The organism is Mycobacterium asiaticum (genome assembly GCF_001668675.1).
Classification (GTDB): Bacteria; Actinomycetota; Actinomycetes; order Mycobacteriales; family Mycobacteriaceae; genus Mycobacterium; species Mycobacterium asiaticum_D.
The window spans coordinates 22,489-48,772 of record NZ_LZKQ01000212.1; the positions used below are offsets into that span (position 1 = coordinate 22,489).

At 66.4% G+C, this 26,284-nt stretch carries 25 protein-coding genes; 17 read left to right on the forward strand and 8 right to left on the reverse strand.

Annotated elements, in window-relative coordinates; all coding sequences use genetic code 11:
* Nucleotides 1-88 precede the first annotated feature (88 nt).
* Both A9X01_RS18410 and pth read left to right on the forward strand, forming a co-directional pair.
* Entirely contained in the window at nucleotides 89-745 is a 657-nt protein-coding gene (locus tag A9X01_RS18410) for a 50S ribosomal protein L25/general stress protein Ctc (RefSeq protein WP_065122130.1), read from the forward strand.
* A 6-nt stretch (nucleotides 746-751) separates the two neighbouring features.
* A complete protein-coding gene (pth, locus tag A9X01_RS18415) occupies nucleotides 752-1,327 on the forward strand; it encodes an aminoacyl-tRNA hydrolase (RefSeq protein ID WP_065122131.1) in 576 nt (191 codons plus the stop codon).
* Nucleotides 1,328-1,400: 73 nt separating this feature from the next.
* Here pth and A9X01_RS18420 read toward each other — a convergent pair whose 3' ends face one another.
* The 5 genes from A9X01_RS18420 to A9X01_RS18440 form a co-directional block, all read right to left on the reverse strand.
* Nucleotides 1,401-3,035, reverse strand: a complete 1,635-nt coding sequence (locus tag A9X01_RS18420; protein ID WP_065122151.1) for a fatty acyl-AMP ligase — start codon at nucleotides 3,033-3,035, stop codon at nucleotides 1,401-1,403.
* 252 nt (nucleotides 3,036-3,287) lie between these two features.
* Entirely contained in the window at nucleotides 3,288-4,241 is a 954-nt protein-coding gene (locus A9X01_RS18425; protein WP_216638928.1) for a 4-(cytidine 5'-diphospho)-2-C-methyl-D-erythritol kinase, read from the reverse strand.
* A gap of 71 nt (nucleotides 4,242-4,312) precedes the next feature.
* Entirely contained in the window at nucleotides 4,313-5,248 is a 936-nt protein-coding gene (gene rsmA / locus A9X01_RS18430; RefSeq protein WP_155772152.1) for a 16S rRNA (adenine(1518)-N(6)/adenine(1519)-N(6))-dimethyltransferase RsmA, read from the reverse strand.
* On the reverse strand, nucleotides 5,221-6,348 hold the full coding sequence (locus A9X01_RS18435; protein ID WP_065122133.1) for a resuscitation-promoting factor: 1,128 nt from the start codon (nucleotides 6,346-6,348) through the stop codon (nucleotides 5,221-5,223). The genes rsmA and A9X01_RS18435 overlap by 28 nt, the downstream gene beginning before the upstream one ends.
* 191 nt (nucleotides 6,349-6,539) lie before the next feature.
* The gene (locus tag A9X01_RS18440; RefSeq protein WP_065122134.1) at nucleotides 6,540-7,403 is read right to left on the reverse strand and encodes a TatD family hydrolase; all 864 of its coding nucleotides are present in this window, start codon (nucleotides 7,401-7,403) and stop codon (nucleotides 6,540-6,542) included.
* 52 nt (nucleotides 7,404-7,455) lie between these two features.
* Here A9X01_RS18440 and metG point away from each other — a divergent pair, with 52 nt between their 5' ends.
* The 3 genes from metG (at nucleotide 7,456) to A9X01_RS18455 (ending at nucleotide 10,326) form a co-directional block, all read left to right on the forward strand.
* Nucleotides 7,456-9,018: a methionine--tRNA ligase gene (metG, locus tag A9X01_RS18445; protein WP_065122135.1), complete on the forward strand. Its 1,563-nt coding sequence runs from the start codon at nucleotides 7,456-7,458 to the stop codon at nucleotides 9,016-9,018.
* Between the two features lie 176 nt (nucleotides 9,019-9,194).
* A complete protein-coding gene (locus A9X01_RS18450; RefSeq protein WP_051545788.1) occupies nucleotides 9,195-9,560 on the forward strand; it encodes a PAS domain S-box protein in 366 nt (121 codons plus the stop codon).
* Between the two features lie 214 nt (nucleotides 9,561-9,774).
* Nucleotides 9,775-10,326, forward strand: coding sequence for a serine acetyltransferase (locus tag A9X01_RS18455; protein ID WP_065122136.1), 552 nt, complete (start codon nucleotides 9,775-9,777; stop codon nucleotides 10,324-10,326).
* A 3-nt stretch (nucleotides 10,327-10,329) separates the two neighbouring features.
* On the opposite strand, the gene A9X01_RS18460 is transcribed toward A9X01_RS18455, so the two are convergent.
* Both A9X01_RS18460 and A9X01_RS18465 read right to left on the reverse strand, forming a co-directional pair.
* A complete protein-coding gene (locus tag A9X01_RS18460) occupies nucleotides 10,330-11,040 on the reverse strand; it encodes a TetR family transcriptional regulator (RefSeq protein WP_065122137.1) in 711 nt (236 codons plus the stop codon).
* A 139-nt stretch (nucleotides 11,041-11,179) separates the two neighbouring features.
* A complete protein-coding gene (locus tag A9X01_RS18465; protein WP_065122138.1) occupies nucleotides 11,180-11,857 on the reverse strand; it encodes a TetR family transcriptional regulator in 678 nt (225 codons plus the stop codon).
* A gap of 415 nt (nucleotides 11,858-12,272) precedes the next feature.
* Here A9X01_RS18465 and A9X01_RS18470 point away from each other — a divergent pair, with 415 nt between their 5' ends.
* The 12 genes from A9X01_RS18470 to A9X01_RS18525 all read left to right on the forward strand — a co-directional run bounded on the left by A9X01_RS18470 (nucleotide 12,273) and on the right by A9X01_RS18525 (nucleotide 25,560).
* Entirely contained in the window at nucleotides 12,273-12,572 is a 300-nt protein-coding gene (locus A9X01_RS18470) for a PE family protein (protein ID WP_065122139.1), read from the forward strand.
* Nucleotides 12,573-12,587: 15 nt separating this feature from the next.
* Nucleotides 12,588-13,751, forward strand: a complete 1,164-nt coding sequence (locus A9X01_RS18475) for a PPE family protein (RefSeq protein WP_065122140.1) — start codon at nucleotides 12,588-12,590, stop codon at nucleotides 13,749-13,751.
* Nucleotides 13,752-14,064: 313 nt separating this feature from the next.
* Nucleotides 14,065-14,862 (forward strand): glycosyltransferase family protein, encoded by a 798-nt coding sequence (locus A9X01_RS18480; protein WP_065122141.1) that lies wholly within the window; start codon nucleotides 14,065-14,067, stop codon nucleotides 14,860-14,862.
* Nucleotides 14,859-15,509 carry a PIG-L deacetylase family protein gene (locus A9X01_RS18485; protein ID WP_065122142.1) on the forward strand — a complete coding sequence of 217 codons (651 nt, stop codon included), beginning with the start codon at nucleotides 14,859-14,861 and terminating at the stop codon, nucleotides 15,507-15,509. The genes A9X01_RS18480 and A9X01_RS18485 overlap by 4 nt, the downstream gene beginning before the upstream one ends.
* Before the next feature lie 90 nt (nucleotides 15,510-15,599).
* On the forward strand, nucleotides 15,600-16,139 hold the full coding sequence (rfbC, locus tag A9X01_RS18490) for a dTDP-4-dehydrorhamnose 3,5-epimerase (RefSeq protein WP_065122143.1): 540 nt from the start codon (nucleotides 15,600-15,602) through the stop codon (nucleotides 16,137-16,139).
* Between the two features lie 35 nt (nucleotides 16,140-16,174).
* Nucleotides 16,175-17,026, forward strand: coding sequence for a WecB/TagA/CpsF family glycosyltransferase (locus A9X01_RS18495; RefSeq protein ID WP_253849178.1), 852 nt, complete (start codon nucleotides 16,175-16,177; stop codon nucleotides 17,024-17,026).
* Nucleotides 17,027-17,043: 17 nt separating this feature from the next.
* The gene (locus tag A9X01_RS18500; RefSeq protein WP_065122153.1) at nucleotides 17,044-18,534 is read left to right on the forward strand and encodes a sugar transferase; all 1,491 of its coding nucleotides are present in this window, start codon (nucleotides 17,044-17,046) and stop codon (nucleotides 18,532-18,534) included.
* The gene (locus tag A9X01_RS18505) at nucleotides 18,535-20,058 is read left to right on the forward strand and encodes a flippase (RefSeq protein WP_065122144.1); all 1,524 of its coding nucleotides are present in this window, start codon (nucleotides 18,535-18,537) and stop codon (nucleotides 20,056-20,058) included.
* Nucleotides 20,055-22,070 (forward strand): glycosyltransferase, encoded by a 2,016-nt coding sequence (locus A9X01_RS18510; protein WP_065122145.1) that lies wholly within the window; start codon nucleotides 20,055-20,057, stop codon nucleotides 22,068-22,070. The genes A9X01_RS18505 and A9X01_RS18510 overlap by 4 nt, the downstream gene beginning before the upstream one ends.
* 51 nt (nucleotides 22,071-22,121) lie before the next feature.
* Entirely contained in the window at nucleotides 22,122-23,372 is a 1,251-nt protein-coding gene (locus A9X01_RS18515; RefSeq protein WP_065122146.1) for a class I SAM-dependent methyltransferase, read from the forward strand.
* Nucleotides 23,372-24,478 carry a class I SAM-dependent methyltransferase gene (locus tag A9X01_RS18520; RefSeq protein WP_065122147.1) on the forward strand — a complete coding sequence of 369 codons (1,107 nt, stop codon included), beginning with the start codon at nucleotides 23,372-23,374 and terminating at the stop codon, nucleotides 24,476-24,478. The genes A9X01_RS18515 and A9X01_RS18520 overlap by 1 nt, the downstream gene beginning before the upstream one ends.
* Nucleotides 24,479-24,489: 11 nt before the next feature.
* Nucleotides 24,490-25,560 (forward strand): glycosyltransferase family 4 protein, encoded by a 1,071-nt coding sequence (locus A9X01_RS18525; RefSeq protein WP_172832559.1) that lies wholly within the window; start codon nucleotides 24,490-24,492, stop codon nucleotides 25,558-25,560.
* A gap of 10 nt (nucleotides 25,561-25,570) precedes the next feature.
* On the opposite strand, the gene A9X01_RS18530 is transcribed toward A9X01_RS18525, so the two are convergent.
* Nucleotides 25,571-26,284 (reverse strand): HNH endonuclease signature motif containing protein (locus A9X01_RS18530; protein ID WP_065122149.1); only part of this gene is annotated, 714 nt, incomplete at its 5' end.

Genomic DNA, 26,284 nt, shown 5'->3' on the forward strand with positions numbered 1-26,284 from the left:
GTTATCGACGGAGACCGACATCACTTTCCTAGACTGTCGCGCTCCCTGGCCGTGCCCTAGACATAGGCCCTAAACACAGGAGCGAGACATGGCTAAATCCGCAGGCAACCAGCTCAGCGTCACGGTGCGTACCGAGACGGGCAAGGGCGCATCCCGCCGGGCCCGCCGCGAGGGCAAAATCCCCGCCGTCCTCTATGGCCACGGCGCCGACCCGCAGCACCTGGAACTGCCCGGACACGACTTCGCGGCCGTGCTGCGCCACGCGGGCACCAACGCCGTGCTGACGCTGGACATTGCCGGCAAGGAGCAGCTCGCGCTGACCAAGTCGATCGACATCCACCCGATCCGGCGCACCATTCAGCACGCCGACCTGCTGGTGGTCCGTCGCGGTGAGAAGGTCACCGTAGAGGTTACGGTCCTCGTCGAGGGCGAGGCCGGACCGGACACCCTGGTCACCCAGGAGACCAACGCGATCGAGATCGAGGCCGAGGCGCTCTCCATCCCCGAGCAGCTGACCCTCTCGGTCGAGGGTGCCGAGGCGGGGACCCAGTTCACCGCCGGCCAGATCGAGCTGCCCAGCGGCGTCAACCTGATCTCCGACCCCGACCTGTTGGTGGTCAACGTCGTGCAGGCGCCGACCGCCGAGGACCTTGCCGAAGAGGGTGGTGCCGAAGCGGGCGAGGCGGCCGAGGCTGCCGGCGAGGAAGAAGCCGGCGAGTCCGAGGCCACCGACGAGTCCGAGTAGCGCGACGTGGCCGAACCGCTACTTGTGGTCGGCCTGGGCAATCCGGGTGAGACCTACGCCCGGACCCGGCACAACCTCGGGTTCATGGTTGCCGACGTGCTCGCCGCCCGGCTGGGCGCAAAGTTCAAGGCGCACAAGCGTTCCGGTGCCGAAATCGTGACCGGGCGGCTGGGCGGCCGCTCGGTGGTGCTGGCCAAACCGCGCTGCTATATGAACGAGTCCGGTCGGCAGGTCGGGCCGTTGGCCAAGTTCTACTCGGTGCCGCCGGCCGACATCATCGTCGTCCACGACGAACTCGACCTGGAGTTCGCGCGTATCCGGCTCAAGCTGGGCGGCGGCGAGGGCGGTCACAACGGGGTGCGGTCGGTGGCTTCGGCGTTGGGCACCAAGGACTTTCAGCGCGTGCGCATCGGGATCGGCCGTCCGCCCGGGCGCAAGGATCCGGCGGCATACGTGCTCGAGGCGTTCACCGCGGCCGAGCGTACTGAGGTCCCGACGATCTGCGAGCAGGCCGCCGACGCCACCGAGCTGCTGCTCGAATTGGGATTGGAGCCCGCGCAGAACCGCGTCCACGCCTGGTAGTGAGCTGCGCGAGCAGACGCTAAAGCCCCCGACACGCCGAGCGTGCGGGGGCTTTCGCGTCTGTTCGCCAGGACTAGGTGACCAGCGTGACCGAGTTGGTCCGGCGCAGCTTGCCCGACGGCGTCTTCGGGATCGTCCCGGGCCCGAGCACCACCACATTGCGGGGCCGCACGTCGACCTCCTTGACGACCTCGTGCGCCACCTGGTGCTCGATGCGGCGCACCTCGGCCAGGTCCTGGTAGGCATTCGACTCGACCGCGACGGCGAACGACTCCCGCGAATGTCCGGCATCCAGGCGCACCGCCACCGCACAGCCCGGACGGACGCCGTCGACGCGGCCGGCGGCCCGCTCGATGTCGGTCGGGTAGATGTTGCGGCCCGCCATGATGATGACGTCCTTCACGCGGCCGCAGACCACCATGTGGCCCTCGTCGGTGATGTAGCCGAGGTCGCCGGTGTCGTACCAGCCGTGCTCGTCCTGGGCCGGGATGAAGCCACCCATGGTGATGTAGCCGGGCGTCAGCGATTCGCCGCGCAACTCGATCACACCCACACCGCGCGGCGGCATCACATTGCCCTGCTCGTCGACGATGCGGGCCTCGAGGTCTTTCAGCAGCGGGCCCAGCGTGGCCAGCCGGCGGGTGTTGCCCTTGGTAGCGGGCACCGCCCGGCGCAGCGCCGCCAGCAGGTCGGCGTCCACCTCGTCGACGACCAGACCCGAGTTGCACTTGGAGAACGACACCGCCAGCGTGGTCTCGGCCATCCCGTAGGCGGGCAGGATCGCCGACGAACGCAGCCCGAACGGCTTGCCCGCATCGAGCAGGTCCTCGACGTCGGCGGGTTCGACGGGCTCGGCGCCCGACAGCGCGAAGCGCAGCGTCGACAGGTCGAAGTCGCCGGGCTTGGCGTTGCGGCGCAGCCGCTTGGCCAGCAGCGCGTAGGCGAAGTTGGGCGCCGCGGTCATGGTGCCCTTGTACTTGTCGATCAGCTTGGCCCACAGCAGCGTGTCACGCAGGAAGTCCATCGGCGTGACCTTGACCAGCTCCGCCCCGAAGTACATCGGGATGGTGAGGAAGCCGACCATGCCCATGTCGTGGAAGCACGGCAGCCAGCTGACCATGACGTCCCTGTCGACGTCGTACTCGGCGCCGATGAACATCGCCTCGGCGTTGGAGTAGATGTTGCGGTGGGTGATCTGGACGGCTTTGGGAGATCCAGTGGAGCCGGACGTGAGCTGCATGAGCGCCAGGTCGTCCTCGCCGACCTCGATCGGGTCGGTCGGCTCCGACGCCAGCAGGTCGGCGACCACAAGGACCTTCACACCTTTTTCCCTGAGCACCGGGATGGCGACCAGGAACGGTTCGGAGACGATGACGGCCTTGGCCTCGATCATGCCGATGACGGTCATCGTGTCTTCGGCCCACACGGCCAGGTCGGTGCGCGGCGTGGGCTGGTGCAGCATGGTAAGGCTGGCGCCCCGCATCCACAGGCCCTGAGCGGTCGGGGCGATCTCCACCGGGAAGCCGGCCAGGACGCCGACGGCGTCGCCGAGTCCAATCCCAGCGGCGGCGAGGCCACCGGCGATACAGCGAGCGCGCTCGTGGACCTCGCCCCAGGTGTGCCGGACGGGTTCGTGAGGTTCACCGGTGACCATGCCCGTAGTAACGGTGCGGGCATTGCGGAACATCTTCTCGGTAAACCTGCTCACGCAAACCTCCTCGGTTCCGGCACTTTCCCCACGGCCCGACTTTTCATATTCCACCTGCTAGATCTCGCTTTGAAGCAGGCGCGCGCACACAGTTGGGGAGCGGTTAGGTCTCGATTCGGTGATGAAACAGCGGTCCCGCGAGGGGCTGCGTGCCTACCGCTACTCGTCACCGCCGATTATCTTAAGCATCTCTTAAAGAAGTGCCAAACTGAGCCGCGCAGTGAGTCGCATGTCACAACCGCGTTAACGGCGTCAGGCATCCGTTGCCGGTGCGGGTACCACTCGGGCGCCGGGCACGGGCCCGGAAGCGACCCGCACGGTGCGGCAGACGCCCGCTCCGGACAGCTGGGTGCCGACGTCGACCGCCGACGCGGCGGTTGGGCACAGGAACGCGCATGTCGGGCCCGAACCGGACACAATCCCGGCCAGCGCCCCGGCCTCCACACCCGCCCGCAGGGCCCGCCGCAGCGCCGGATCCAGGCTGACCGCGGCCGCCTGCATCTCGTTGCCCAGTAGCGGCGCGAGTTGGTGCGGGTCGCCGGCGGCCAGCGCCGCCAGCACCGGACCGGGCTCGTCCAGCCGGGGCGGATCCCCGGTCTCCCTGAGCCGGTCCAGTTCGCCGTACACCTCGGGGGTCAGCAATCCGCTGTCGGAGAACGCCAGGACCCAGTGAAAAGTGTTGCGGGACAGCACCGTAGCCAGTTCCTCCCCGCGGCCGGTGCCCAGCGCGGTGCCGCCGTGCAACGCGAACGGCACGTCGCTGCCCAGCCGTGCGGCCATCATGCGCAGGTCGCGCCGGGGCAGGTTGAGCTCCCACAGCGAGTTCATCGCCACCAGCACCGCGGCCGCGTCCGCACTGCCGCCGGCCATTCCCCCGGCCAGCGGGATGGATTTGTCGATCAGGATCGACACGTCGGGCGCCCGACCGACATGGTCGGCCAGCAGTTCGGCCGCCCGCCAGGCCAGGTTTCGCTCGTCGGTCGGCAGTCGGTCGGCGCCCTCGCCGACGTGCTCGAGAGACAGCACGTCGGCGTTGCGAACGGTCACCTCGTCGAAGAGCGAGACGGCGTGAAAGACGGTGGTCAATTCGTGATAGCCGTCGTCGCGGCGATCACCGACGGCCAGATAGAGATTGACCTTCCCAGGAACGCGAACGGTGACCGACCCGGTGGGCACCCACAACTCGGCGGTGTTGCCGTCAGACACCGCAGCAGACTATCGCTGCGAGCACCGAACCACACGTAGCGGCACCACCGGTGCCGCTCATCAGAGCGGGCTCAGCCGGCCGGAAGCGGCGCCGGGCTGGGGCCGTTGCCGCCGGTGCCGTCGGGCGTTTCGGAACGCTGCAGCAGTCGCACGAAGTCCTCGATCGACAAGGTCTCCCCGCGCCGGGCGGGGTCGATGCTGGCCGCCAGCAACCGATTCGCGGATTCGTTCCCCGATCCCGCCCACCCGACGAACGCGTTGCGAGTCGTCTTGCGCCGCTGCGCGAAGGCGATGTCCACCAGCTCGAAGACCCGTTTGCGGAACGCTTCGTCGGTGGGCCAGGGCGCGGCCTCGTACCGGTCGATGCGTACCAGCCCCGAATAGACGCGCGGGATGGGCCAGAAGACAGTGGGCGGCACCGTGCCGCAGCGCCGCACCCGACCGAAGAAATTCACCTTGACGCTGGGCACGCCGTACTCCTTACCTCCGGGCTCGGCGGCCAGGCGTTCGGCGACCTCGGCTTGCACCATCACGGTCACCACGCGAATGGAGGGGAATTCGGCGAGCAGATGCAGCAGCGCCGGAACGGCGACGTTGTAGGGCAGGTTCGCCACCACCGCGGTGGGCTCGACCGTCAGATCCTGCCTGCGCAGCGTCAAGACGTCGCGGTTGACGACGATGAGTCGCTGCACTTCGCTGCTGGAGTGCTCGGCGACCGTCTGCGGCAGGCGGGCCGCCAGCACGGGATCGATCTCGACGGCGACGACCGCCGCCCCGCGCTCCAGCAGCGCCAATGTCAGCGAGCCCAAGCCGGGTCCGACTTCCAGCACGGTGTCGGACTTGCCGACACCGGAGGCGGCGACCACCCGACGCACCGTGTTGGCGTCATGAACGAAGTTCTGACCGAGCGACTTCCGCGGTCGTAGATCGAGCTCTTTGGCCAACCGCCTGATCTCGGTGCGCCCGAGCAGCCGGATGGTCAGCGCGTACCTGCCCGTCCACTGCACACCGGCCAGGCGCCCCAGCCCTGACGCGACCGCGTCACCTCGGCGACGGCAATCTGCTCTTCGCGGGTGGCCAGGTCGGCCCGCGGGGCGTAACGCAGCCCGCCGTTGGCTTCCCAGGTCCCCTGGTCGAACTGCACGCCGCCGTAATACCCGTTGCCGGTGTTGATGCCCCAGTTTCCACCGGCCTCACAGCCGGCGATGGCGTCCCAAACGCCGCCGTCGCTGACGGGTGGCACCTCGGTGCCCGGCTTGGCACCCACTCGCACCACCGCTTCGCGGGCCGGTTCGACCACGGTGTTGGAGACCGGCAGCCGACCCGTCTCGACGCCGTTGACCTCAGCCACCGCGAATGTGACGTCCTGGACACCTGGGGCGCCCGGGTCCTCGACGATCTCCCGGCTCATGTTCATCTCCGGGTCCTCGATGCGGCGCGCCGGGGGCGGCAGCGGCATCCGCTCGGTGACCCGCTCGATGCGGTTACGGGTCACGCGGATTTCCATCCCGTCGACGATCGGGCTGTTGGCGGCCGGCTCCACCTCGTCGCTGTCGACCAGCGGCGCTCCTGCGGCGGCCAGCAACTCGCCGACGTTGGCCGCCGGCAAATGCACCGTCCGGACCGCGCCGGCGTCGTTGAGCTGAACGGTCTTGGCGCTGACGACCGGCAGGGCCATACCCGCCAACGGCACGCGGCTGGCGCGAGAAGCCGCTGCCGGCGCCGTGTCGGTCAACGCGAGTTGAGCCAGCGCCTCGTCGACGGTGGACGCGGTGGTCCACACCTGGTGGGTGTTCTGGCCATCGAGCGAGATCTGCAGCGGCCGACTACGCCGCAGCACGATGTTGGCGGCGTCGGAGACCGAGGCGTCTGCGGCCGGGAACAGGTCGTCACGCTGGTCGACGGAGAACCCGTTCTCCTCAACGATGTCGATGACCCGCGACTTCATCGTCGCTACTTGCATGGAGGTTCCGTCGACGGTCAGCGTCACGGTCTTGGATGCGGATACCGCATACCCTCCAGCGAATGCCAGTGCCAATAGGAAGGCGCCCAGTACCAGGCGCAACAACGGCGATTCAGTTTGATGAAGTTTAGTAAGCAGTCTCAATGTCTATTCCAAGTCCAAGTCTGTCCCGACCCACTACAACCCTCAGCAGCAACACCTCAGAACGAGCTTCCGACCATATTCAGCTGAAATGACGAAATGGGCCCAGAGGCCCACCCGTTCGATCACAAGACGGTAACGAACCCTCCAATGCTGAGCAACTCGAAGATGTCCGTGTCGGGGTCGACCAGGGATTACGCCGCCGGCCCGATTTCCAGCCCGTAATTGCGGCAGGCGTTGCTCGTCGTTATTTCCGCCAATTCCTCAGGGCTGCGATTTAGCAGCTCAGCGAGGGCGCGGACGGTATAAGGCAGGCAGTACGATTCGTTCGCTGCACCACGGTATGGGTGCGGAGTCAGGAATGGCGCGTCGGTTTCCACCAAAAGTTGTGTGATCGGTATCAACGGAACGGCTTCGCGCAGGTCACGCGCGTTTCGGAAGCTCACCGTGCCGGACAGGCTGAGCAGCCACCCGGCGTCGACGCAAGTGCGAGCCATCTCACTTCCGGACGAGAAACAGTGAAAGATCACTGTGTCCGGCGCGCCCTCGGCCCGCAACACATCCAGCACTTCCCGGTCGGCCTCTCGGTTGTGGATCATCAACGGCTTGCCGGTGCGCTTGGCCAGGTCGATGTGCCAGGCAAAGGCCTCGCGTTGTACGTCGGGCTGGGCACACCCCTCCAACCGGCCGGGCCAGTACATGTCCATGCCGGTCTCCCCGACCGCAACCACGCGCGGATGGGCCACCAATCGTTCGATCTCGCTGCGGGCGGCGTCGGTGAGGGCATCGGTTCGGGTCGGGTGCAGGGCCACCGCGCCGTAGACCCGCGGGTCCCACTGGACCGCCTGTTCTACCCAGCGCGCCGAATCCAGGTCATCCGCGATGGTGACGACGGCGGCCACGCCGACCGCGGCCGCCCGATCAGCGATGGCGCGGACGCCCTCGGCGTCGGACGCTCCGCACGCGTCGAGGTGGGTATGGGCGTCGATCAACGGCGACAGCGGCTCCGGGGCGGGCGGCGCTTCTCGTCGGCCAGACCGGTTGGAGCTCACGCGCACACGATATGTCCACACGCGCGGGCCGGCGCCACCCCACTAGGGTTGGTTCCCGATGAATCCACCGGCGCCCTATTACGTCACCACCGCGATCGCCTATCCCAACGGCGCACCGCACATGGGTCACGCGTACGAATACATCGCCACCGATGCGATCGCGCGATTCAAGCGGCTCGACGGGTTCGACGTCCGGTTCCTGACAGGAACCGACGAGCACGGGCTCAAGGTCGCGCAGGCCGCGGCCGCCGCGGGCATCCCGACCGCCCAGCTGGCGCGCAGCAACTCCGATGTGTTCCAACGCATGCAGGAGAAACTCAACATCTCCTTCGATCGGTTCATCCGCACCACCGACACCGATCACCACGCGGCGTCGCAGGAGATCTGGCGTCGCATGGAGGCCGCCGGCGACATCTATCTGGACAACTACGCCGGGTGGTACTCCGTCCGGGACGAGCGGTTCTTCGTCGAGTCGGAGACCCAGCTGCTCGAGGATGGTTCCCGCATCGCGGTCGAGACCGGCACTCCGGTGACCTGGACCGAGGAGCAGACCTACTTCTTCCGGCTGTCGGAGTACGCGGACAAACTGCTCGCACACTATCGGGACAACCCCGAGTTCATCGCACCGGAGACCCGCCGCAACGAGGTCATCAGCTTCGTCTCGGGTGGGCTGGACAACCTTTCCATCTCGCGTACGTCGTTCGACTGGGGCGTGCAGGTGCCCGGGCATCCCGACCACATCATGTACGTCTGGGTCGACGCGCTGACGAATTATCTGACCGGTGCGGGTTTTCCCGACACGGGCTCGCAGTTGTACACGAGGTACTGGCCGGCCGATCTGCACATGATCGGCAAGGACATCATCCGTTTCCACGCCGTGTATTGGCCTGCATTTCTGATGTCGGCCGGAATCGATTTGCCCCGAAGGGTTTTCGCGCACGGGTTCCTGTATAGCCGTGGTGAGAAGATGAGTAAGTCGGTGGGCAACATCGTCGACCCGGTGGCGCTGGTCGACACGTTCGGCGCGGATCAGGTGCGCTACTTCCTGCTGCGGGAGATCCCGTTCGGGCAGGACGGCTCCTACAGCGACGAGTCGATCATCACCCGGGTCAACACCGACCTGGCCAACGAACTTGGAAACCTGGCGCAGCGGTCGTTGTCGATGGTGGCCAAGAACCTCGGCGGAGTGGTGCCCGAGCCTGGGGAGTTCATCGACGCCGACAGGGAGTTGCTGGCGACGGCCGATGGGCTGCTGGAACGGGTACGCGGGCACTTCGATGTCCAGGCGATGCATCTGGCGCTCGAGGCGATCTGGCTGATGCTCGGCGACGCGAACAAATACTTCTCGGCGCAGCAGCCCTGGGTGCTGCGCAAGAGCGAGTCGGACGACGATCAGGACAGGTTCCGGACCACCCTCTACGTGACGTGCGAGGTCGTCCGCATCGCGGCGTTGCTGGTGCAACCGGTAATGCCGGAATCCGCGGGCAAGTTGCTGGATCTGCTCGGGCAGGGTGCGGATCAGCGAACGTTCGCCGCGACCGCGGTCCGACTGGCGCCCGGGATCGCGCTGCCGACTCCGGTGGGAGTGTTCCCGCGCTATCAGGTCCCCGAAGCTGAGTGAGCGGAACGCAGTGACGCGAACGAGGCGAGCATCCGACCCCGAAGCCGAGTGAGCGGAACGCAGTGACGGGCGGATGACCGGAACGCGTTGCAAGCAAGCGTGTTCGCGGAATTTCGGCGATAGGCCATAATCGGGCTGTGGAACGAAGACGGAATCGGCAACCAGCCCAGTCGCCGATGACCACCTTGAAGCAACTGCCTGCGCTGGTGGTCCTCGAGCGAATACCGGTTCCGGTCCTTGCGATCGCTGACGACGGCAGCATCCTGTTCACCAATTCGGCGTTCGCCCAAATGGTCGGCTGCGACCCCGAAGAGGTCCTTGCGCTGCGGTTTCACGAAATCTTCCACCAGGCACCAGAAGAAGAGTCCTCGCTGCTGTCCTTCGTGCACGCCCTGGCAAACATGGTCGTCGAGTTGGCCCATAAGGACGGATCGGTGGTCCGAGCCTTGATGAGCAGGTCCGCCGTGATGCGCGCTGACGACAAATTTGCCCTGGCCGCATTCCAGGATCTGACCGAACAACTCTGGGAAGAAGAGCGCTGAGGCCGATTCTAGGCCGCCGCGGCGCGGTGATCATTCTCACCGGCGGGGAACGTTTAATTTGACCGTCTGACGGGTACTAAGTCGCATCTCGGGGCTGCGAAGAGACCCATCGACTCATCTGATCGGCCTTTGTTCGACTTCGCTTCCGAGGATTTCCCACGAACCATAAGTATTGGTATAGGCTGCTTTTGATACCTGTTGTATGGTTTTACGGGTGATCAGGACTCGCAACGACTTGGAGTCGTACCTCGCTGCTGACTTGCATGCTCAGGGTTTAGACCGATGGCGGCATCGCTACCGGATCATGCATCGCGCGCCCTACTTCCAGCGCATGCTGCGCAAGACGGAGTACTGGACCAACACCGCGCGAACGCCGGCCGGTCGTTTGGTGGCCGCGTACCTGCGACTGCGGCTCAAGTTCCTGGGCGAGCGACTCGGATTTGGCATACCGCTCAACGCATTCGGGCCCGGCCTGTCCGTCGCCCACGTCGGCTGGGTCCACATCCATCACCGCGCCCGGATCGGCGCGAACTGCCGGATACACCAAGGGGTGACGATCGGTGAGGGACGCCCGGGCGAGTACCCCACCATCGGTGATGACGTCTTCATTTTCCCCGGCGCCATGGTTCTCGGCGTCGACGTGGGCAGCCGCGTCGGCATCTATGCGGGAGCTGTCGTCACCAAACCGGTGCCCGACGACGTCGACGTCGGCGGCGTTCCGGCCCGGATCGTCAAGGACCGCCGTCGCCGCGCCGTGAGCGCGTAATACCTAGCTTTCCGCGGCGGGCCCGGCAGCGGCAGCCGCCGGCGCGGCGGATTGGCTGTGGCGGAGAGCCTCGCGAGCCAGGAACTGCCGGAAGTAGGGCAGCGACGTCTCGGCCGCGATGCCTGGCAGCAGCAGCATCCACAGCTGACTGAGCCGCTCGTTGAGCTCCTCGATGATGCCTTCGCCGCTGCGGATGCGCGACATCGAGATCGACAGCAATCGCGACCCGAACATCGCCCCCACGATCGACTCGCTGAGTCGTTCCGGGTCGATGTCCTCGCGCAGATCGCCCTCCGCGATGGCGCGGGCGGCCTGGACGGCCATCTCCGAGATCCACGCCGCGCAGCAGCGGGAGGCCGCGTCGTTGAATCCGGCCAGTGCGGCGATCAACTGCTCGGCCGCGCGGGCGGTCTTGTCCGACGTCAGAACCTGCGCGAGGGCGAAGGTCCCGTGAATCATGTTTTCCAGTGCGGGCGACGCTGAGCCACACACACTGCGGAAGGCACCGACGAGCACCTCGGCGCCCTCGTCGATGATGTCGGAAGCGAGCGCCTCTTTGGAATCGAAGTGGTGGTAGAGCGCGCCTTTGGTCATGCCGGTCCGCTCGATGATCGTGCCCCAGCCGGCAGCGGCGTATCCCACCTCACCGAAGACGTCAATCGCGGCGTCAAGGATCTTGCGTCGGGTTACCTCGGACCGCACCTGGCGCGCCATCGCTCTCCCGCACCTCCACAATGATGTCGATCCGGTTAAGTCCGGAGCGCCTCGAGTCGTTCTTCCTGGTCAGCCGGTCAAGATTAGCAGTCGCTCCTATCGGGTTTTCGATCGTGCGTGCCAAACGCCCCGAGCCGATTCAGCCGGCGGTCGCCGTGGCCGCCAGCGAATTGACCGCCAAGGTGGTGCGCCGTCTGATGAACTGTTTGAAGTAGTCGAGTCGGTCCGGCTGCAGGATGCCCGCTAACACCAGCATGCAGTTCTTCTCGAGATCGAGCAGGTACCGCTGCGGGTCATCCAAATCGCTGGTCTGCCGCAGCCCCATGTACATCGAGACGATGAGCCGTGCGATGTCTCGCGGGTCCCATCCTTCGATGACGTCGCCTTCTGCGATCGCGCGCTTCACCACGTCGGCCAGCAGGTCCGTCCAGCCGCCCAACAGCTGAGCCTGCAACCCTTCGGTTCGGCCGACCGATTCGATGAGGTGCGAAGCAGCTCGGGCCACATCCTGACTGATCTCTCGCACCGCAGCCAGATAACAGAAGTCGATCAGGGTCTCCAGCCCCGAGAGCTGACGCGCCAGGAGATCCTCAACCGCGGCGCGTCCTTCGTCCTTGTGCTGCTCGATGATCGCAACCGCCAGCGCGTGCTTGGAGCGGAAGTGGAAGTACATCGCGCCTTTGGTCAACGCGGCTTCGGCGAGAATGTCGTCCAGCCCGACGTCGTGATAAGCGCGGCGCGCGAATTGGTGTGCTGCGGCCCGCAGAATCTGTTGCCGGGTGGTGTCCGCTCGTCCGTCCGCCGTTTCAGTCGACATATGACCCGCGGAGATCGTCGGACCGCGCCCCGAGGCAACGACCGGTTCTTCGAGCGATCACCTTCACCATCGCGATGCCTTCCTCACAGGTGGCCGGTTCGTCAGTGGTAAAGCAGTCACCGTTGTGTCCGACGCCCCTTTTGTGCGCCATCTGTGAGGTTATCAAGCCAGAACCCAACCTGTGGCTCTCCACGCCAATGTGACCGCATACGCGTACTCAAAAATACTCTAGGTTGTCCTCAGCACTTGGCATCGTTCTAAAAGTATGTATAGTTGCCTTTAAGGGGAGTTGCGGTTTGGGCGTGGGTGGCGTGGGGGCTACGGGCGATTTCACAGGGTCTGAAGCATCCACCCCTCCGGCTCAAATGGGGACCGCGGCACCCGACAGGCAGTCGTTCGGGTAGGGGGAGGCTCCATGTCGTTTGTCATCACTCAGCCAGAAGCATTAGCTACATCGGCCAACACTTTGCAGGGCATCGGGATATCGATCGGCGCCGGCAGCGCCGCAGCGGCGGTTCCGACCACCGCTGTTGCGCCGGCTGCCGCGGACGAGGTGTCCGCGCTCACCGCCTTGCAATTCGCCGCTCATGGCCAGCTCTATCAGGCCGTCAGCGCTCAGGCCGCGGCAATCCACGAGATGTTCGTCGAGGTCATGCGCGTCAGCGCGGCGTCCTATGCCGCCACCGAGGCTGCCAACGCAGCTACGGCCGGATGACGGGTGGGGTCTGCGATGGATTTCGGCGCGCTACCACCGGAGATCAACTCTGCGCGGATGTACAGCGGCGCGGGCGCCGGCCCGTTGCTCGATGCCTCCTTCGCGTGGGACGGGTTGGCTACCGAACTGCGAGCGGCGGCGTCTGCCTATGACGCCGTGATTGCGGGCCTGACCAGCGGGCCATGGCTGGGACCGGCGGCGATTTCCGCGGTATCGGCGGCCACGCCGTACGCGGTCTGGATGAGCGCCACGGCCACCCAGGCGGAGGAGGCCGCGGCCCAGGCCAGGGCCGCCGTCGCCGCCTATGAGGCGGCATACGCGATGACGGTGCCGCCCGGGGTGGTCGCCGCCAACAGGGTGTTGCTGGCGACGATGGTGGCAACGAACTTCTTCGGCCAGAATTCGCCGGCTATCGCGTCGATCGAGGCCCACTACAGCGAGATGTGGGCCCAGGACGCCGCGGCGATGTACGGCTATGCCGCGGGTTCGGCGTCGGCCTCGGCGCTGACGCCGTTCCAGGCGCCACCCCAAGTCACCAACCCCGCGGGCACGGCCGCGCAGGCCGCAGCGGTGTCGCAAGCCACCGGCGAGGCCGCGGCAACGCAGTCGAAGCTGGCTTCGCTGGTCAACTCGCTGCCCACGACGCTGCGGGGCATGTCGACACCGGCCTCGCTGACCGGCGCACCGACGGCGGCCACGACCGCGATCCCGTTTGGTTCATCCACCGGGGACGTGGCCAACTACATGAACATCGCTACCATGCCGCTGTTTGCCCTGAGCAGCCTGTTGAGCATCGCTCAGACCATGCAAGGCATGGCCGCAACCGCGGCCCAGCAGGCCGCCGAGGCCGCCATCGGCGCCGCCGAAGCGGCCGCCGGTGCAGCGGCCAGCGGCGCTGAGGCGGCCGGCGCAGGTGTGCTCGGCGCCATGGGCCAAGCGGCCAGTTTGGGTTCGCTGTCGGTCCCGGCGACATGGACCAGCGTGATCCCGACGGCTCACCTCACCGGCGCCAGTTCCGCGCTGCCGAGCGCAGGCGGCAATGGCGCGGCCGGTTTGCCACCCGGCTTGGTTGGCGGAATGCCGCGCGCGGCTAGCCAGGGCCCCGGCCCGGGCCCTCGCTACGGCATGGTTCCCACGGTGATGGCCCAGCCGCCGTCAGCCGGATACGGCACCGTCTGAGCTGGGCCGATGGCGCCCTTCGGGTACCCAGAGTCCAGCGCAACGCGGGTGGGCAGCAGTTGGTGTGCATCGGACCAACGCATCCAACGGCCGCGGCGCTTCGCTGTAGACCCCAAAATGCTCGCGCGACCGACTTTCGGCAGCCGTACGTACTATAAGTCATCTTATTGGCTTGTTTCCATACGTCTAGTATGTATAATAGCTGGCGGGCATAGAACGAGTTTTCAGTTCGACCGGCGGCCTGGGACACCGCCGATCGGCGGTTCGCCCGGGGGAAGCGACAAGTTGTGTTCGGCCTAAAGGGGGGCTTGCAATGAAGGTCGTACTTTTTTGCGGCGGATACGGCATGCGGATGCGCAGTGCCGACGGCGATCTGGTACCCAAACCGCTGCAGATGGTCGGCCCACGGCCGCTGTTGTGGCATGTGATGCGCTACTACGCGCACTACGGGCACAAGGAGTTCATCCTCTGCCTCGGCTACGGCCAGGCGCTGGTCAAGGAATTCTTCGTCAACTATCGCGAAACCGAGTCCAACGACTTCGTCATGAGGGGTGGCGAAGTCGAGTTGCTGGACTCCGACATGTCCGACTGGACCGTCACGTTCGTTGACACCGGCCTGGAATCGCCCATCGGCGAGCGGCTGCGCCGGGTGCGCAAGTACCTCGGTGACGACGAATACTTCCTGGCCAACTACGCCGACGTGCTGACTGACGCGCCGCTGGACACCATGATCGAGCGGTTTCACGCCAGCGGCGCCGCCGCGTCGATGCTCGTGGTGCCGCCGCAGTCCTCGTTCCACTGCGTTGACGTCGGTTCCGACGGCGACATCAAGGAGATCGCCCCAATCGCCAAGTTCCCCATCTGGGTCAACGGCGGTTACTTCGTGTTGCGCCAGGACGTGATCGACCTGATTCCAGAAAACGGTGACCTGGTCGGCGATGCCTGCATGGCGCTGGCCGGTACCGGACGGCTGCTGGGCTATGAGCATCACGGCTTCTGGAAGCCGGCCGACACCTTCAAGGAGCGCGCCGAGCTCGACGCCGACTACAACCGGGGCATCCGCCCGTGGGCGGCCTGGGAAGCAGCACAGCAAACCGCGCAGCCGGCATGAACCCGCTGACCTCCGACGACGACATCCAGTCGGTCGCCGTCATTGGTGCTCACTGTGACGACATCCTCATCGGCGCCGCCGCGACGCTGGCGCAGATCGCGGGCGAACGTCCCGAAGTCGTCATCTACGCGCTGGTGCTGACAGGCGCCGGGACCGAACGCGAGATTGAGGAGAAGGGCGCCTTCGCGGCGTTCTTCCCCCAAGCAGACGTGCGGTTGACCGTGGCCGATCTACCGGACGGGCGCCTGCCCGAGCATTGGGGAGCGGTCAAGCGACAACTCGCCGAATTTCGCCGCGGTTGTGAACCAGACCTGGTGATCGGCCCGCAGCGCGACGACTACCACCAGGACCATCGCCTGCTCGGCAAGCTCATCCCGACCGAGTTCCGCGCGCATCTGGTGCTGGGCTACGAGATTCTCAAGTGGGAGTCGGATTTGCCGAATCCCACACTGTACGTACCGATCCCAGATGAGGTGGCGCACCGCAAGGCACGGCTCCTTGAGCAGTGCTACCCCTCCCAGACCGGACGGGACTGGTTCGACGAGGAGACGTTTTTGGGCCTGATGCGGGTCCGGGGCGTGCAGAGCAGGTCGCGGTACGCCGAGGCCTTCGTGGTGGAAAAACTGGTGTGGCGGAAAGGCCGGTAATGGGTCAGATCGCCGGCGACTCAAGCCCGTAGCGCAATGTCCAGTCGCAGTCGAATGCGAATCGCAAGAGGGGATAACAGGGGGATCCGCATGAAATACACACCCACGCAAGTCGCGGGCGTGACGATCATCGACATCGAGCCGCACCGGGACCACCGCGGGTTTTTCAGCCGGATTTTCTGCGCCGCCGAATTCGCCCAACACGGGCTGATTCCCGAGGTCGCACAGACCAGCATCTGCTTCAACCAAACCCGCGGCACGGTGCGCGGCCTGCACCGCCAGGTGCCACCGCACGCCGAGGCCAAGCTGGTGCGCTGCATCCGCGGCGCCATTGCCGACGTCGCCGTGGACGTCCGGCCGGAATCACCGACATACGGCAAGCACGTGATGGTCGAGCTCAGTGCCGACAACCGCCGCGCCCTGTTCTTGCCGCCCTACGTGGCGCACGGTTTTCAGACACTGACGGACGACACCGAGATCCTTTACCAGATCAGCGGCCCCTATCAGCCGAACAGTGAAGAGAACTTCCGCTGGAATGAGCCGATGTTCGGAATCGAGTGGCCGCTGCCCGTCACTGTCATATCCGAAAAGGACGCCAGCTGGCCACTTTTGACGGGTGAGGCATCATGATCAGCAGTAGCGAAGAACGTCTCGGGTGAGTCGACATGGCCCACGACACGCTGCCCGCAGCCGCCGTACGCATGGTCGTCAGCGGCAGCATCGTTGAGCGTTGTGACACCGACCAGGTGTTGGCGCTGATCGATTCCCACCTCAGTTCCGGTTCGGAACGCGGTCTGGCGGTGGGATCGGTCAACCTCGATCACCTGCACCACTTCCGAACGGTGGGCGCCGCTCCCAGCGGGATGCTGGAATGGCTGCTGCTGGCCGACGGGATGCCGATCGCATGGCGGGGGCAGTTGCTGACCTCCAAGCCGTGGCCTCGGGTCACCGGAGCCGACCTGCTTCCCGCGGTACTGACACTGGCCGAGGCGAACAACCAGCGGGTCGGATTCTTCGGCGGCAGCAGCCGAACCCATCAGCTGCTGTCCCGGTACCTCGAGGAAAGATATCCAGCACTGACGGTCTCGGGGATGTGGGCGCCCGGACCGGACGATGTCGAATTTCGTTCTGAAGCACTGTGTTCGGCGATCCGCACGGCGCGCACCGACATCCTGGTGGTGAGCCTGGGAAAGCCGCGCCAGGAGTTGTGGGTCGACCGGTACGGGCACGCGACGGGTGCACGGGTCTTTCTGCCGTCGGGTGGCGCCATCGACTTTCTGGCCGGCATGACCCGCCGGGCACCCAGCTGGATGCAGCGGAGCGGACTGGAGTGGTTTTACCGGCTGACGCGCGAACCGCGCCGACTAGCCCGGCGCTATCTGTTGCAGGGCCCCCTGGCGCTGCTGCGCGCCGCACGCGCACAGCTGATCTGTTACCCCGGCGCCTACTACACCGGTGCGGGCATCCGGGGTCATGTCGAAACCTCCGGCACCGCAGGCGAAGCGGCGTCAGCATGAGTGAGGGAGCGGCCAGCATGACGGCAACACTGCACGCCCATACCGGCTTGTCACCCGCCGTCCGCAGTCCGGGCAGCGGCACCATTCAACGCTGGCAGCAGCAGTATTCCGCACGGCTACGGATTACCGACTCGATAATCGTCTGTACGGCAATCATGCTCGCGCAATTGGTCCGGTTCGGCGACTCCCCCAATATGTCCGGCTACCCGGGCCCGGTGATGACGCTGTTCTCCTGCCTGTTCGCAATGCTGTGGCTGTCGTCGATATCGGTGTTCCACACTCGGTCGCCCCGCATCATCGGCGCCGGTATCGACGAGTACCGACGCATCGCCAGCGCATCGTTCTCCGTGTTCGGCATCATCGCGATGGTCACCCTGCTCGCCAAGATCGAACTGGCCCGCGGCTACCTCGCCGTCGCGCTTCCGGTGGGCACCCTGGGCCTGCTGGCCAGTCGCAATCTGTGGCGAAAGTACGTGTGGCACAGGCGTGCACAGGGCCACTACCAGACGATGGTTCTGGCCATCGGCGACCGATCCGGAGTCACTCACCTGGCCTACGAGTTGATCCGCAGCCCGAAAGACGGATATGTCGTCGTCGGCGTGTGCATCCCCGGGTACGGGCCGCGGCGCGGTGAGACCCTCACCGTTCAGGACCGCGAGATCCCGATCCTGGGTGACGAGACCAGCGCGGTAGCGGCGCTAGAGGAGTGCGGCGCCGACACCGTCGCGGTGACGCGTACCGAACATTTCGGTGTGCATGGCATCCGAGAGCTGATGTGGCAACTCGAGACCCTCGACGTCGACCTGGTGGTGTCACCGGGCGTCATGGACGTCGCCGGCGCCCGGTTGACCATGCGGCCCATCGCGGGGTTTCCGCTGCTGCACGTCGACAAGCCGCAATACGAAGGTACGCAACGCATTCAGAAGCGGGCGTTCGACTTCTGCTTCGCCCTCTTCGCCCTTGTCGCGACGGCGCCGCTCCTCTTCGCCGCCGCCGCAGCGATCAGGATGACCAGCAAGGGACCGATCTTCTATCGCGCCGAGCGGATCGGTTTGGACGGTCGACCTTTCACCATGCTGAAGTTCCGCACCATGGTCGAAGATGCCGACCAGCAAATCGAAAGCCTACTGCCGCTGAACCAGGGCGCCGGCATGCTGTTCAAAATTCACCGGGACCCGCGGGTCACACCGGTCGGCCAGATCCTGCGCCGCTACAGCATCGACGAACTGCCGCAGTTCATCAACGTACTCAAGCGGGACATGAGTGTGGTGGGCCCGCGACCGCCCCTGCGGCGGGAAGTGGAGAACTACGACGGAGAGGTCAAGCGGCGACTGCTGGTCAAGCCGGGGGTTACCGGCCTGTGGCAGGTGAGCGGGAGATCCGACCTGTCCTGGGAGGACTCGGTCCGGCTCGACCTGTCATACGTCGACAACTGGTCCATGGCAGGCGATCTCGTGATCATCGCCCGCACCCTCAAAGCGGTGTTGGCCAGCGATGGGGCGTACTAGATGAACGGCGGCGCCGTGACCGAGGCTGCGGGGGATGCCGGCGTGGCGGGGACCTCCGAGCCCTCGCAGCACGCGGCGGGGCATCCGCCCGGCGCCGACGTGCCACAGGCGCGGATCGCGCACGCGTTCTCTATCCAGTTGATCTGCCGTGCACTGGGCATGCTGGCCTCGGTGGTGTCGGTGGCGATGACTGCCCGCTACCTGGGGCCGGGCCGCTACGGCCAGCTCATGGTGGCGGTGGCCTTCATCGGCATGTGGACCAGCATGACCGATCTCGGTATCAGCACCGTGATCGTGCGGCGTGTGACCTCAGGACGCGGGGAGCTGGAGCGGCTGGTCCGGGTCAATAGTGGCTTGTCCCTGGTGTATTGCGTCCCCTTGGCGGTTATCGCGGCCGCTACTGGGTGGCTCATCTATCGCGACGCCGACGTTCGCGTGATGTTGGTGGTGTTGTCCGGGCAGCTGCTGATGCTGACGATGCGGACCCGGTTCGAGCCGGTCTTCTTGTCCACGGTCCGGTTCGCCGCGGTGGCCATCTCCGACGTCGCGGGCCGGCTGGGTACCCTGGCCATGGTCAGTTGGCTGGTGGCAACGCGCGAAGACGTGATCTGGTTCGCGGTCGCACAACTCATCCCACCCGTCGTACAGTTGCTGATCCAGGGCGCGGCCGCGGCACGCCACATCAAGCTGCGTCCCGTCTTCTCGGCGGGCGAGTCCTTCAACTTGCTGCGGGAAAGCCTGCCGCTCATGGGCGTCGCGGTGCTGGGAATCCTTTATTGGCGCGCTGATGGCGTGATCCTGTCGCTGCTGAGCGCCCACGCCGAGGTGGGCGTCTACGGGCTCGCCTACACCATCGCGTTCAATACCGAGGCGCTGTCGGTGTTCTTCCAGAAGTCGACGTTGTCCACCGCCACCGCGCTCTACTCCCGCGATATCGATGCCTACGTCGGATTCTTGCGCCGCAGTGTGGAATTGATGTTCTTTGTCGCCCTCCCGGTCGCCGTGGTCGGTTCGATGCTGGCCGCACCGCTTATCCATCTGTTCGGCGACCGCGACTTCGTGAGTCGCGGCGCACCGACACTGGCGCTGCTGCTCGTCGCCGCGTCGTTACGGTTCGTCACCGGAACCCTGGGGCAAGGCCTGTTCGCCAGCCACGAGCAGCGGTTCTTCTTCCGATTGTTCGTGGCCACGCTGATCGTCAACGTGGTGCTGAACCTGGCTCTGGACAGTCGGTTCGGTGCCGTCGGCGCCGGCATCGCCCTGGTGTGCACCGAGCTGTTCGGCATGACGCTGGCCAGCTGGCGACTGCGCAGCCGCTGCGGCTACCGCACCCCGGTGCAGTTCCTGCTGCGGTTGCTGGTCCCAATGGCAGTCAGCGCCGGGGTGGTGTTGCTGTTGACGGGTGCTCACGTGGTGCTCGTGCTGGCCGCCGCCGCGACGACATATCTGGCCGCCAACATGATGATCGGCCCGGTCAAATGGTCGATGTTGACTTCGCTGTTCGGAAGACAGGTGATGCCATGACAACCGAGTTGGATCGGGCGTATCTGAAACCCCCAACGGCAGAGCCGGTTCCGCTGGGCCTCGAGCGTCCGCTCTCGGCGCTGATCGTGACTTACAAAAGCCATGACCTGGTGGAGCAGTGCCTGGCCAGTCTCGCCGAACACGCGCCCGAACTGCCGGTCTACGTCTACGAGAACAGCGGCGATACGTACCCCGGACGGGAGGAGCTGGCCGCGCGTCACCCGGATGTTCACTGGGTGCTGGGACCGGTGAACCTGGGCTTTGGCGGAGCCTTCAACGCGTTGGTGGCACACACCCCCGCCGATACCGATCTGCTGCTGCTCAACGCCGATACGCGGCTGAAGGGACCGCTGACGCGGACCCGGCAGCTGTTGCACCGGCCCGGTGTGGCCGCCGTGTCACCGCTGATCCAGGACATCGGGGCGCCCGGCCCGCAGCGGTGGGACATCGCCACGCGCCGCCGCACCCTGACCCGCGCATTGGTGGCCGCCGCCGGCTACTCCGACCGCCTGCGGGGAACACCGATCTCACACCTGTATCGAAGGCAGCCGGCCGAATCCGAAAGCATCGACGGGTACGTGGCCGGGATCTGTCTGGCCATCAACCGCGAGGCGTGGAACCAGATCGGCGGATTCGACGAGGAGTTCTTCCTCTACGGGGAGGAAACCGATTGGCAGGAGCGGGCAGCCGCGGCCGGCTGGCGCATTCTGCTCGCCGACGAACTCGACGTCGACCACGGCAACCCCGCGCCTGCTCAGAGCGCCGGCGATCCGGTCTCGGCGCACGGCGCAGAGGTCTCCACCGTCGAACGGTTCCGCAACCGGGATCTGTTGCGCGCCAACATCGCCCTGCTGCTGGAACGGCGCGAGAGCGTGCATCACGCCGATGCCTACCTGGCCGGCACTGCCCTGCTGGACCGCGTGCAGCGATCCAAACGTGCGGTGCGCAACCGCGCCATCGAAGCTCGTCGCACCGACAAGCCACCGATCGTGATTACCACCAACCGTCTGGTCTACGGCGGCGCAGAACGGCAGAAGGCGCTGTTGGCGGCCGAACTGGATCGCCGCGGTTACCCCGTCACCATCGTGTGCATGCAGCGGTTCGGGCCACTGATCAAGGAGATTCCGCACAGCGTGCGGGTGGTGCGCCAGCCGTGGTGGGCGCCCATGGTGGACCTACCCGCCGGGCCGGCCGTATTGATCAGTGGCGACACCAACACCGAAACGGGGTTCGCGACGCTGTGGCGAGCGGCATCCCGGGACCGACGCTGGCTGGTCGCGCCGCATGTGCCGCCCGCCGAGGACGGGCCGATCTATTCACGGCCGCTGACCGCCGCCATGCACCGGGCGGACGGCTTCATCGTCCTGGCACAACGACATTGGGAGATGCTGACTTCGCATCACCGGCTGAGCGGGCAACCCTTCGTGGCGCCCAATGGCGTCGCCTGCACTGGTGAACTGCCGCAGCGCGTGCGGGTGGCCGGAGCGCCGCCGCACCTGGTGATGCTGTCCCGCATCGTCGAGCACAAGAACCCCGATCTGCTGATCGAGGCACTGGCGGGTCTGACCGACCTGCCTTGGCGGCTCTCGATTTTCGGTGACGGACCGGACCGCGCGAAGCTCGAAGCCCGCACCCCGCGGTCGCTGCGCGATCGAGTCCGGTGGCACGGGTGGTCGCCCGGTCCCGCTCCGGCGCTGGCCGAGGCCGATCTGCTCTGCGTGCCAAGCCGTTCGGAGGCTTTCCCGCTGGTGATCCTGGAAGCCATGGCGCGAGGCGTGCCGGTTGCCGCATCGGGCATCTGCGCCGTCCCGGAGATGCTGGACTTCGGCAGCGCCGGGTTCGTCGTCGAACCGGTCTCCGTGGCGGCGTGGCGGAGTCGGCTGGCCGAGATCCTCGCCGACCCCGGCGGGCTGCCCGAGGTTGGGCGTCGCGGGTTCGAGCGGATGCAAAAGCACTACACGGTCACCGCCATGACCGATGCCTATCTCGACGCGATCGGCGCGGTGATGTGAAACCACCGCCCAGCCACGCCAACCGACCCCACGACGACGAATCGAGAGACAATGATCTGCCGCTTATGCGACTCCGACCGTATGCTCAGCGTCTTGGACCTGGGCGCCACGCCGCCCTGCGAGAAAATCCTTGCCGCCGCAGAACTCGACGTGCCCGAGGCCACTTACCCGCTGCACCTGCGGCTGTGCGAGGACTGCCTGCTGCTGCAGATACCCGCGCTGATCACACCCGAGGAAACATTCACCGAATACGCCTACTATTCCTCGTATTCCGACAGTTGGGTCCAGCATGCGGAGACCTTCGTCGAGCAGGCGGCGAAGCGGCTCGGGCTGGGAGCCGACTCGTTCGTGGTGGAAGTCGCCAGCAACGACGGCTACCTCCTGCAACACGCGGTGGCCAGGGGGATTCCCTGCCTGGGAATCGAACCGTCACTGAATGTCGGTGCGGCAGCGGCCGATCGGGGAGTGCCGACCGTCTCGGAGTTCCTCGACCAGCAGGTGGCACAGCGGGTGCGCACCGAGCACGGTCCGGCGAACCTGGTGGTGGCCAACAACGTATACGCACACATACCCGACCTGCGCGGCTTCACCCAGTCGCTGCGCGGTCTGCTCGCTGACGACGGCTGGTTGAGCATCGAAGTGCACCACGCCCTGAACCTGGTCATCCTCGGGCAATTCGACACGATCTACCACGAGCACTTCCAGTACTACACCGTCTACTCGGCGATCAACGCCCTCGCCAGCGCGGGCCTGGCCGTCGTCGACGTGGAGTTGCTGTCCACCCACGGCGGATCGATCCGCGTCTGGGCCCGCCCGATCGAGGTGGCCGGCGCACCGTCGGCGCGAGTGACCAACATCCTTCGCATCGAAGAGGCGGCCGGCCTACACCGTCCGGAGGGCTACCTGAAGCTGCGCCAGCGAACCGAGCAGGCGCGCCATGATCTGCTGCGCTTCCTGCTCAAATGCAAGGCCGAGGGAAAGCGCGTCGTCGGTTACGGCGCCCCTGGCAAGGGCAATACCTTGCTCAACTACTGCGGGATCCGCAGCGACCTCCTCGAGTACACGGTAGACCGGAATCCCTACAAGCATGGGCATTTCACACCCGGCACCCGCATCCCGATTCACGACCCGGAGGTCATCACCCGCGACCGACCGGACGTGGTGCTGGTGCTGCCCTGGAACCTGGAATCCGAGCTCACCGAGCAACTCAGCTACGTCACCGAGTGGGGCGGCCAGATCGTCTATCCCCTGCCGACCCTGCATATGGCACGCAAGGCCAAGACGACGGCGGCGGTCCGCTGATGACCGCCCGCGGCTGCCGGGCCTGCGGCGGCACCGAGTTGCACCGGGTGCTCGATCTGGGGAAAGCGCCCGCGGCCGACCACTTTCCGTTGGCGAGCGATCCGATCAGCCCCGAGGAATCGGCGCATCCGTTGGCAATGGATCTCTGCGTTGGTTGCGGCCTGGCACAACTAGCCGACGACGACACGGTTACCGAGGAGCCGCGCGGCATCGAACCGCAAGCGCTGAGGGATCAGGCCGCCGACGCCGTACGGCAAGTCGCCGAGGCAGGTTGGCTGCGTGGGAACACGGTTCGCGAGTTCGGTAGCCCGCACGGCGGGACGTGGTTACCCTTACTCGCCGAACGCGGGTTTTCCGAAGCCATCGGAGCGGGAGAAGTCGCCGACGTGGTGCTCGACTGTTTCGGCATCACGCACGACCCGCATCAGCGGTCTGGTTTCGCGCAGCGCGCGAAGGTCACCGCGCCCGACGGCGTGTTGCTGATTCAATTCCCGTCCTTGATGACGATGGTGAGCGAAGGACAGTGGACTGCCTTGCGCCACGGCCACTTCGCCTACTACTCGTTGACGGCGCTGGTCAATCTACTTGCCGCCGTGGGGATGAGTGTGGCCACCGCATGGGAGTTCGATCTGTACGCCGGAACCATTCTGGTAGCTGCCGTACACGGCCACGTGGAGCCCGACGAGCGCGTGCGGGAGATCTTGTCCCGGGAGAGCCATTTCGGCGTGACCGATGCGCTCGTGCTGCAGCGCCTGCAGCGTGCCGTCGACAGCCACGCCGCGCAGCTGCGCGATTGGCTTGTGCTGCAGGCGGATACCAACCGCACGGTTTACGGCTACGGCGCCGGCTCGCGGGTGCCCGCTTTGCTGAACATCGCAAAGGTGGACCGGCAGCTGTTGGCGGGGATCGCCGACGCCTCACCGGGCAAACAGGGCCGCAGGATTCCTGGCACCGATGTCCCGATCATTTCCCCTGAGCAGTTGACCACCGCCGACCCCGACCGCGTGCTGCTGACCCTGCCGGACCTGTTCGGTGAGGTACGCCGCGCCTACCCCCAATTCGAGGGCCGCTGGTGGGTAGATTACGGCCCCAGCGGAAACGGATAACCATGGTGCGGGTGCTCTGGCTTTCGCCATGGCTGCGGCCGCTCGCGCGCGTGCAGGCCGAAGCGATGGGCCGCCTCGGGGCCGAGGTGCTGCTGGTGACCTCCGACCAGCACCCGGAGTCCGACACCGCCCGTGACTATGAACTCGTGCTCGACCCACGGTTCCGGACGGCGGCCACCTGGCCGGACAGCTTGGCCGCATGGCGCCGCGTCCGCGCCTACCGACCCGACGTCGTGGTCACCGAGTTGGTGCGCGACCCGCGCTGGATCGCGTTGGCCGGCAGCGCACCCCGGATTCAGCTGATACACGACGACCGTCCCCATGACGCCGCCGAACAGCGACCGACCTACGAACTCGCGGTATTCGACCGCTGGGGTGCCCGCTCGGCGGCCACCGTCACCTACAGCGACTACGTTGCCGCACGCGTCGCCGATCGCCGGGACGTGGCCGGCACACCCGTGCATGTCGCGCCGCTGACCAGTGACCTGGACCCGACGCTGGTTCCGCCGCCGACCGCGGCCGAGGCCCGGCGTGATTTTGTCATGGTGGGCCGGCTGAACCCGTACAAGAACCTGGACGTGGTGCTGCGGGCCTGGCAACGCCATGTCGACGGAACAGGTTGGCGCGGCGACGATTTGGTGCTCATCGGCGATGGGTTGGTGGATGCCGGGAGTCTGCCGCCCCACACCCGCTGGCGCTCGGGACGGTATCGGTACACCGAAGTCATCAGCACCCTGGCCCGGGCCAAGGGTTCAGTCGCGCACTACCGGCGCGCCTCCCAAAGCGGGGTGCAGGTGCTGTCGATGCAGCTGGGCGTCGCACCGATCGTGTCCAACGTCGGCGGACTGTCCGAATATCAACCGCCGGGGTGTCCCCCGATCGCCGTCGACGACATCGCCGGTCTGGCGGCCACTTTCGACGAACTGGCCGACCCGGCCCGCGCGGCCCGTCATGGCGCCGATGCAGCGCGACATTACGCGCAGCGATTCTCCGTCGACCGTGCGGCAGACCGGCTGCTGGAAGTGATCGACGGTGTGCTGGCGGTCGACGCCGCACTCGTCGCGACGTCGTCGGCTCGGTAACCGCCGGTCGCTACGGTGCATCGTCATCGTCGTTGTCCGCGAAGAGTTTTTCCGGGTGGTGGAAGGTGTTGATGCGTGGTTGGCCGTGGTCGAGGTGGGCCGGTGGGAGCCATTCGGTGTGGCCGCGGGTGTTTTTGCGGGTGGTCCAGCCTTTTTCGGCCAGTCGGTTGTCCGGTCCACATGCGAGGGTGAGGTCGGTGATGTCGGTGCGCCCGGTGGTGGTCCAGCCGGTGACGTGGTGGACCTCGCTGTGGTAGGCGGGTTGGTCGCAGCCCGGGCGGGTGCAGCCGCGGTCCAGGGCGTGCAGCATGAGCCGTTGGGCGGGGTTGGCGAAACGTTTGGCGTGATACAACGCCAGGGGTTTGGCCTGGTCGAAGACCGCCAAATAGTGGTGAGCGCCCTGGGCGGCCATGCGGATCAGATCGGCCATCGGCACCAGGGACCCGCCGCTGGTGCGGGCCTTGCCGGTGCCGGCTTCGAGGTCTTTGAGGGTGGTGGTGACGATCACGGTCACGGGTAGGCCGCGGTGCTGGCCGAGTTGTTCGGAGGCGAACAACGTGCGGATGGCGGCGGCCAGGGCGTCGTGGTTGCGCTGGCCGGTGCTGCGGGTGTCACCGCGGGCGGTGTCCTCGTCGGGTTCCCCATCGACCCGGGGGGTGTCGTCGTCGGGGTGGGCCATGCCGGGGGCGGCCAGTTTGGCCCAGGCGGCTTCGATCAGCGCCCG

Bases quoted from the DNA above. Each gene is read 5' to 3' on its own strand.
- A9X01_RS18475 (WP_065122140.1), top strand. From the start codon at position 12,588: ATGGATTTCGGCGCGCTACCACCGGAGATCAACTCTGCGCGGATGTAC.
- A9X01_RS18520 (WP_065122147.1), top strand. From the start codon at position 23,372: ATGACCGCCCGCGGCTGCCGGGCCTGCGGCGGCACCGAGTTGCACCGG.
- A9X01_RS18510 (WP_065122145.1), top strand. From the start codon at position 20,055: ATGACAACCGAGTTGGATCGGGCGTATCTGAAACCCCCAACGGCAGAG.
- A9X01_RS18495 (WP_253849178.1), top strand. From the start codon at position 16,175: ATGGCCCACGACACGCTGCCCGCAGCCGCCGTACGCATGGTCGTCAGC.
- A9X01_RS18465 (WP_065122138.1), bottom strand. From the start codon at position 11,857: ATGTCGACTGAAACGGCGGACGGACGAGCGGACACCACCCGGCAACAG.
- A9X01_RS18515 (WP_065122146.1), top strand. From the start codon at position 22,122: ATGATCTGCCGCTTATGCGACTCCGACCGTATGCTCAGCGTCTTGGAC.
- A9X01_RS18500 (WP_065122153.1), top strand. From the start codon at position 17,044: ATGACGGCAACACTGCACGCCCATACCGGCTTGTCACCCGCCGTCCGC.
- A9X01_RS18485 (WP_065122142.1), top strand. From the start codon at position 14,859: ATGAACCCGCTGACCTCCGACGACGACATCCAGTCGGTCGCCGTCATT.
- A9X01_RS18410 (WP_065122130.1), top strand. From the start codon at position 89: ATGGCTAAATCCGCAGGCAACCAGCTCAGCGTCACGGTGCGTACCGAG.
- A9X01_RS18450 (WP_051545788.1), top strand. From the start codon at position 9,195: ATGACCACCTTGAAGCAACTGCCTGCGCTGGTGGTCCTCGAGCGAATA.
- A9X01_RS18480 (WP_065122141.1), top strand. From the start codon at position 14,065: ATGAAGGTCGTACTTTTTTGCGGCGGATACGGCATGCGGATGCGCAGT.
- A9X01_RS18460 (WP_065122137.1), bottom strand. From the start codon at position 11,040: ATGGCGCGCCAGGTGCGGTCCGAGGTAACCCGACGCAAGATCCTTGAC.
- A9X01_RS18470 (WP_065122139.1), top strand. From the start codon at position 12,273: ATGTCGTTTGTCATCACTCAGCCAGAAGCATTAGCTACATCGGCCAAC.
- A9X01_RS18505 (WP_065122144.1), top strand. From the start codon at position 18,535: ATGAACGGCGGCGCCGTGACCGAGGCTGCGGGGGATGCCGGCGTGGCG.
- metG (WP_065122135.1), top strand. From the start codon at position 7,456: ATGAATCCACCGGCGCCCTATTACGTCACCACCGCGATCGCCTATCCC.
- rfbC (WP_065122143.1), top strand. From the start codon at position 15,600: ATGAAATACACACCCACGCAAGTCGCGGGCGTGACGATCATCGACATC.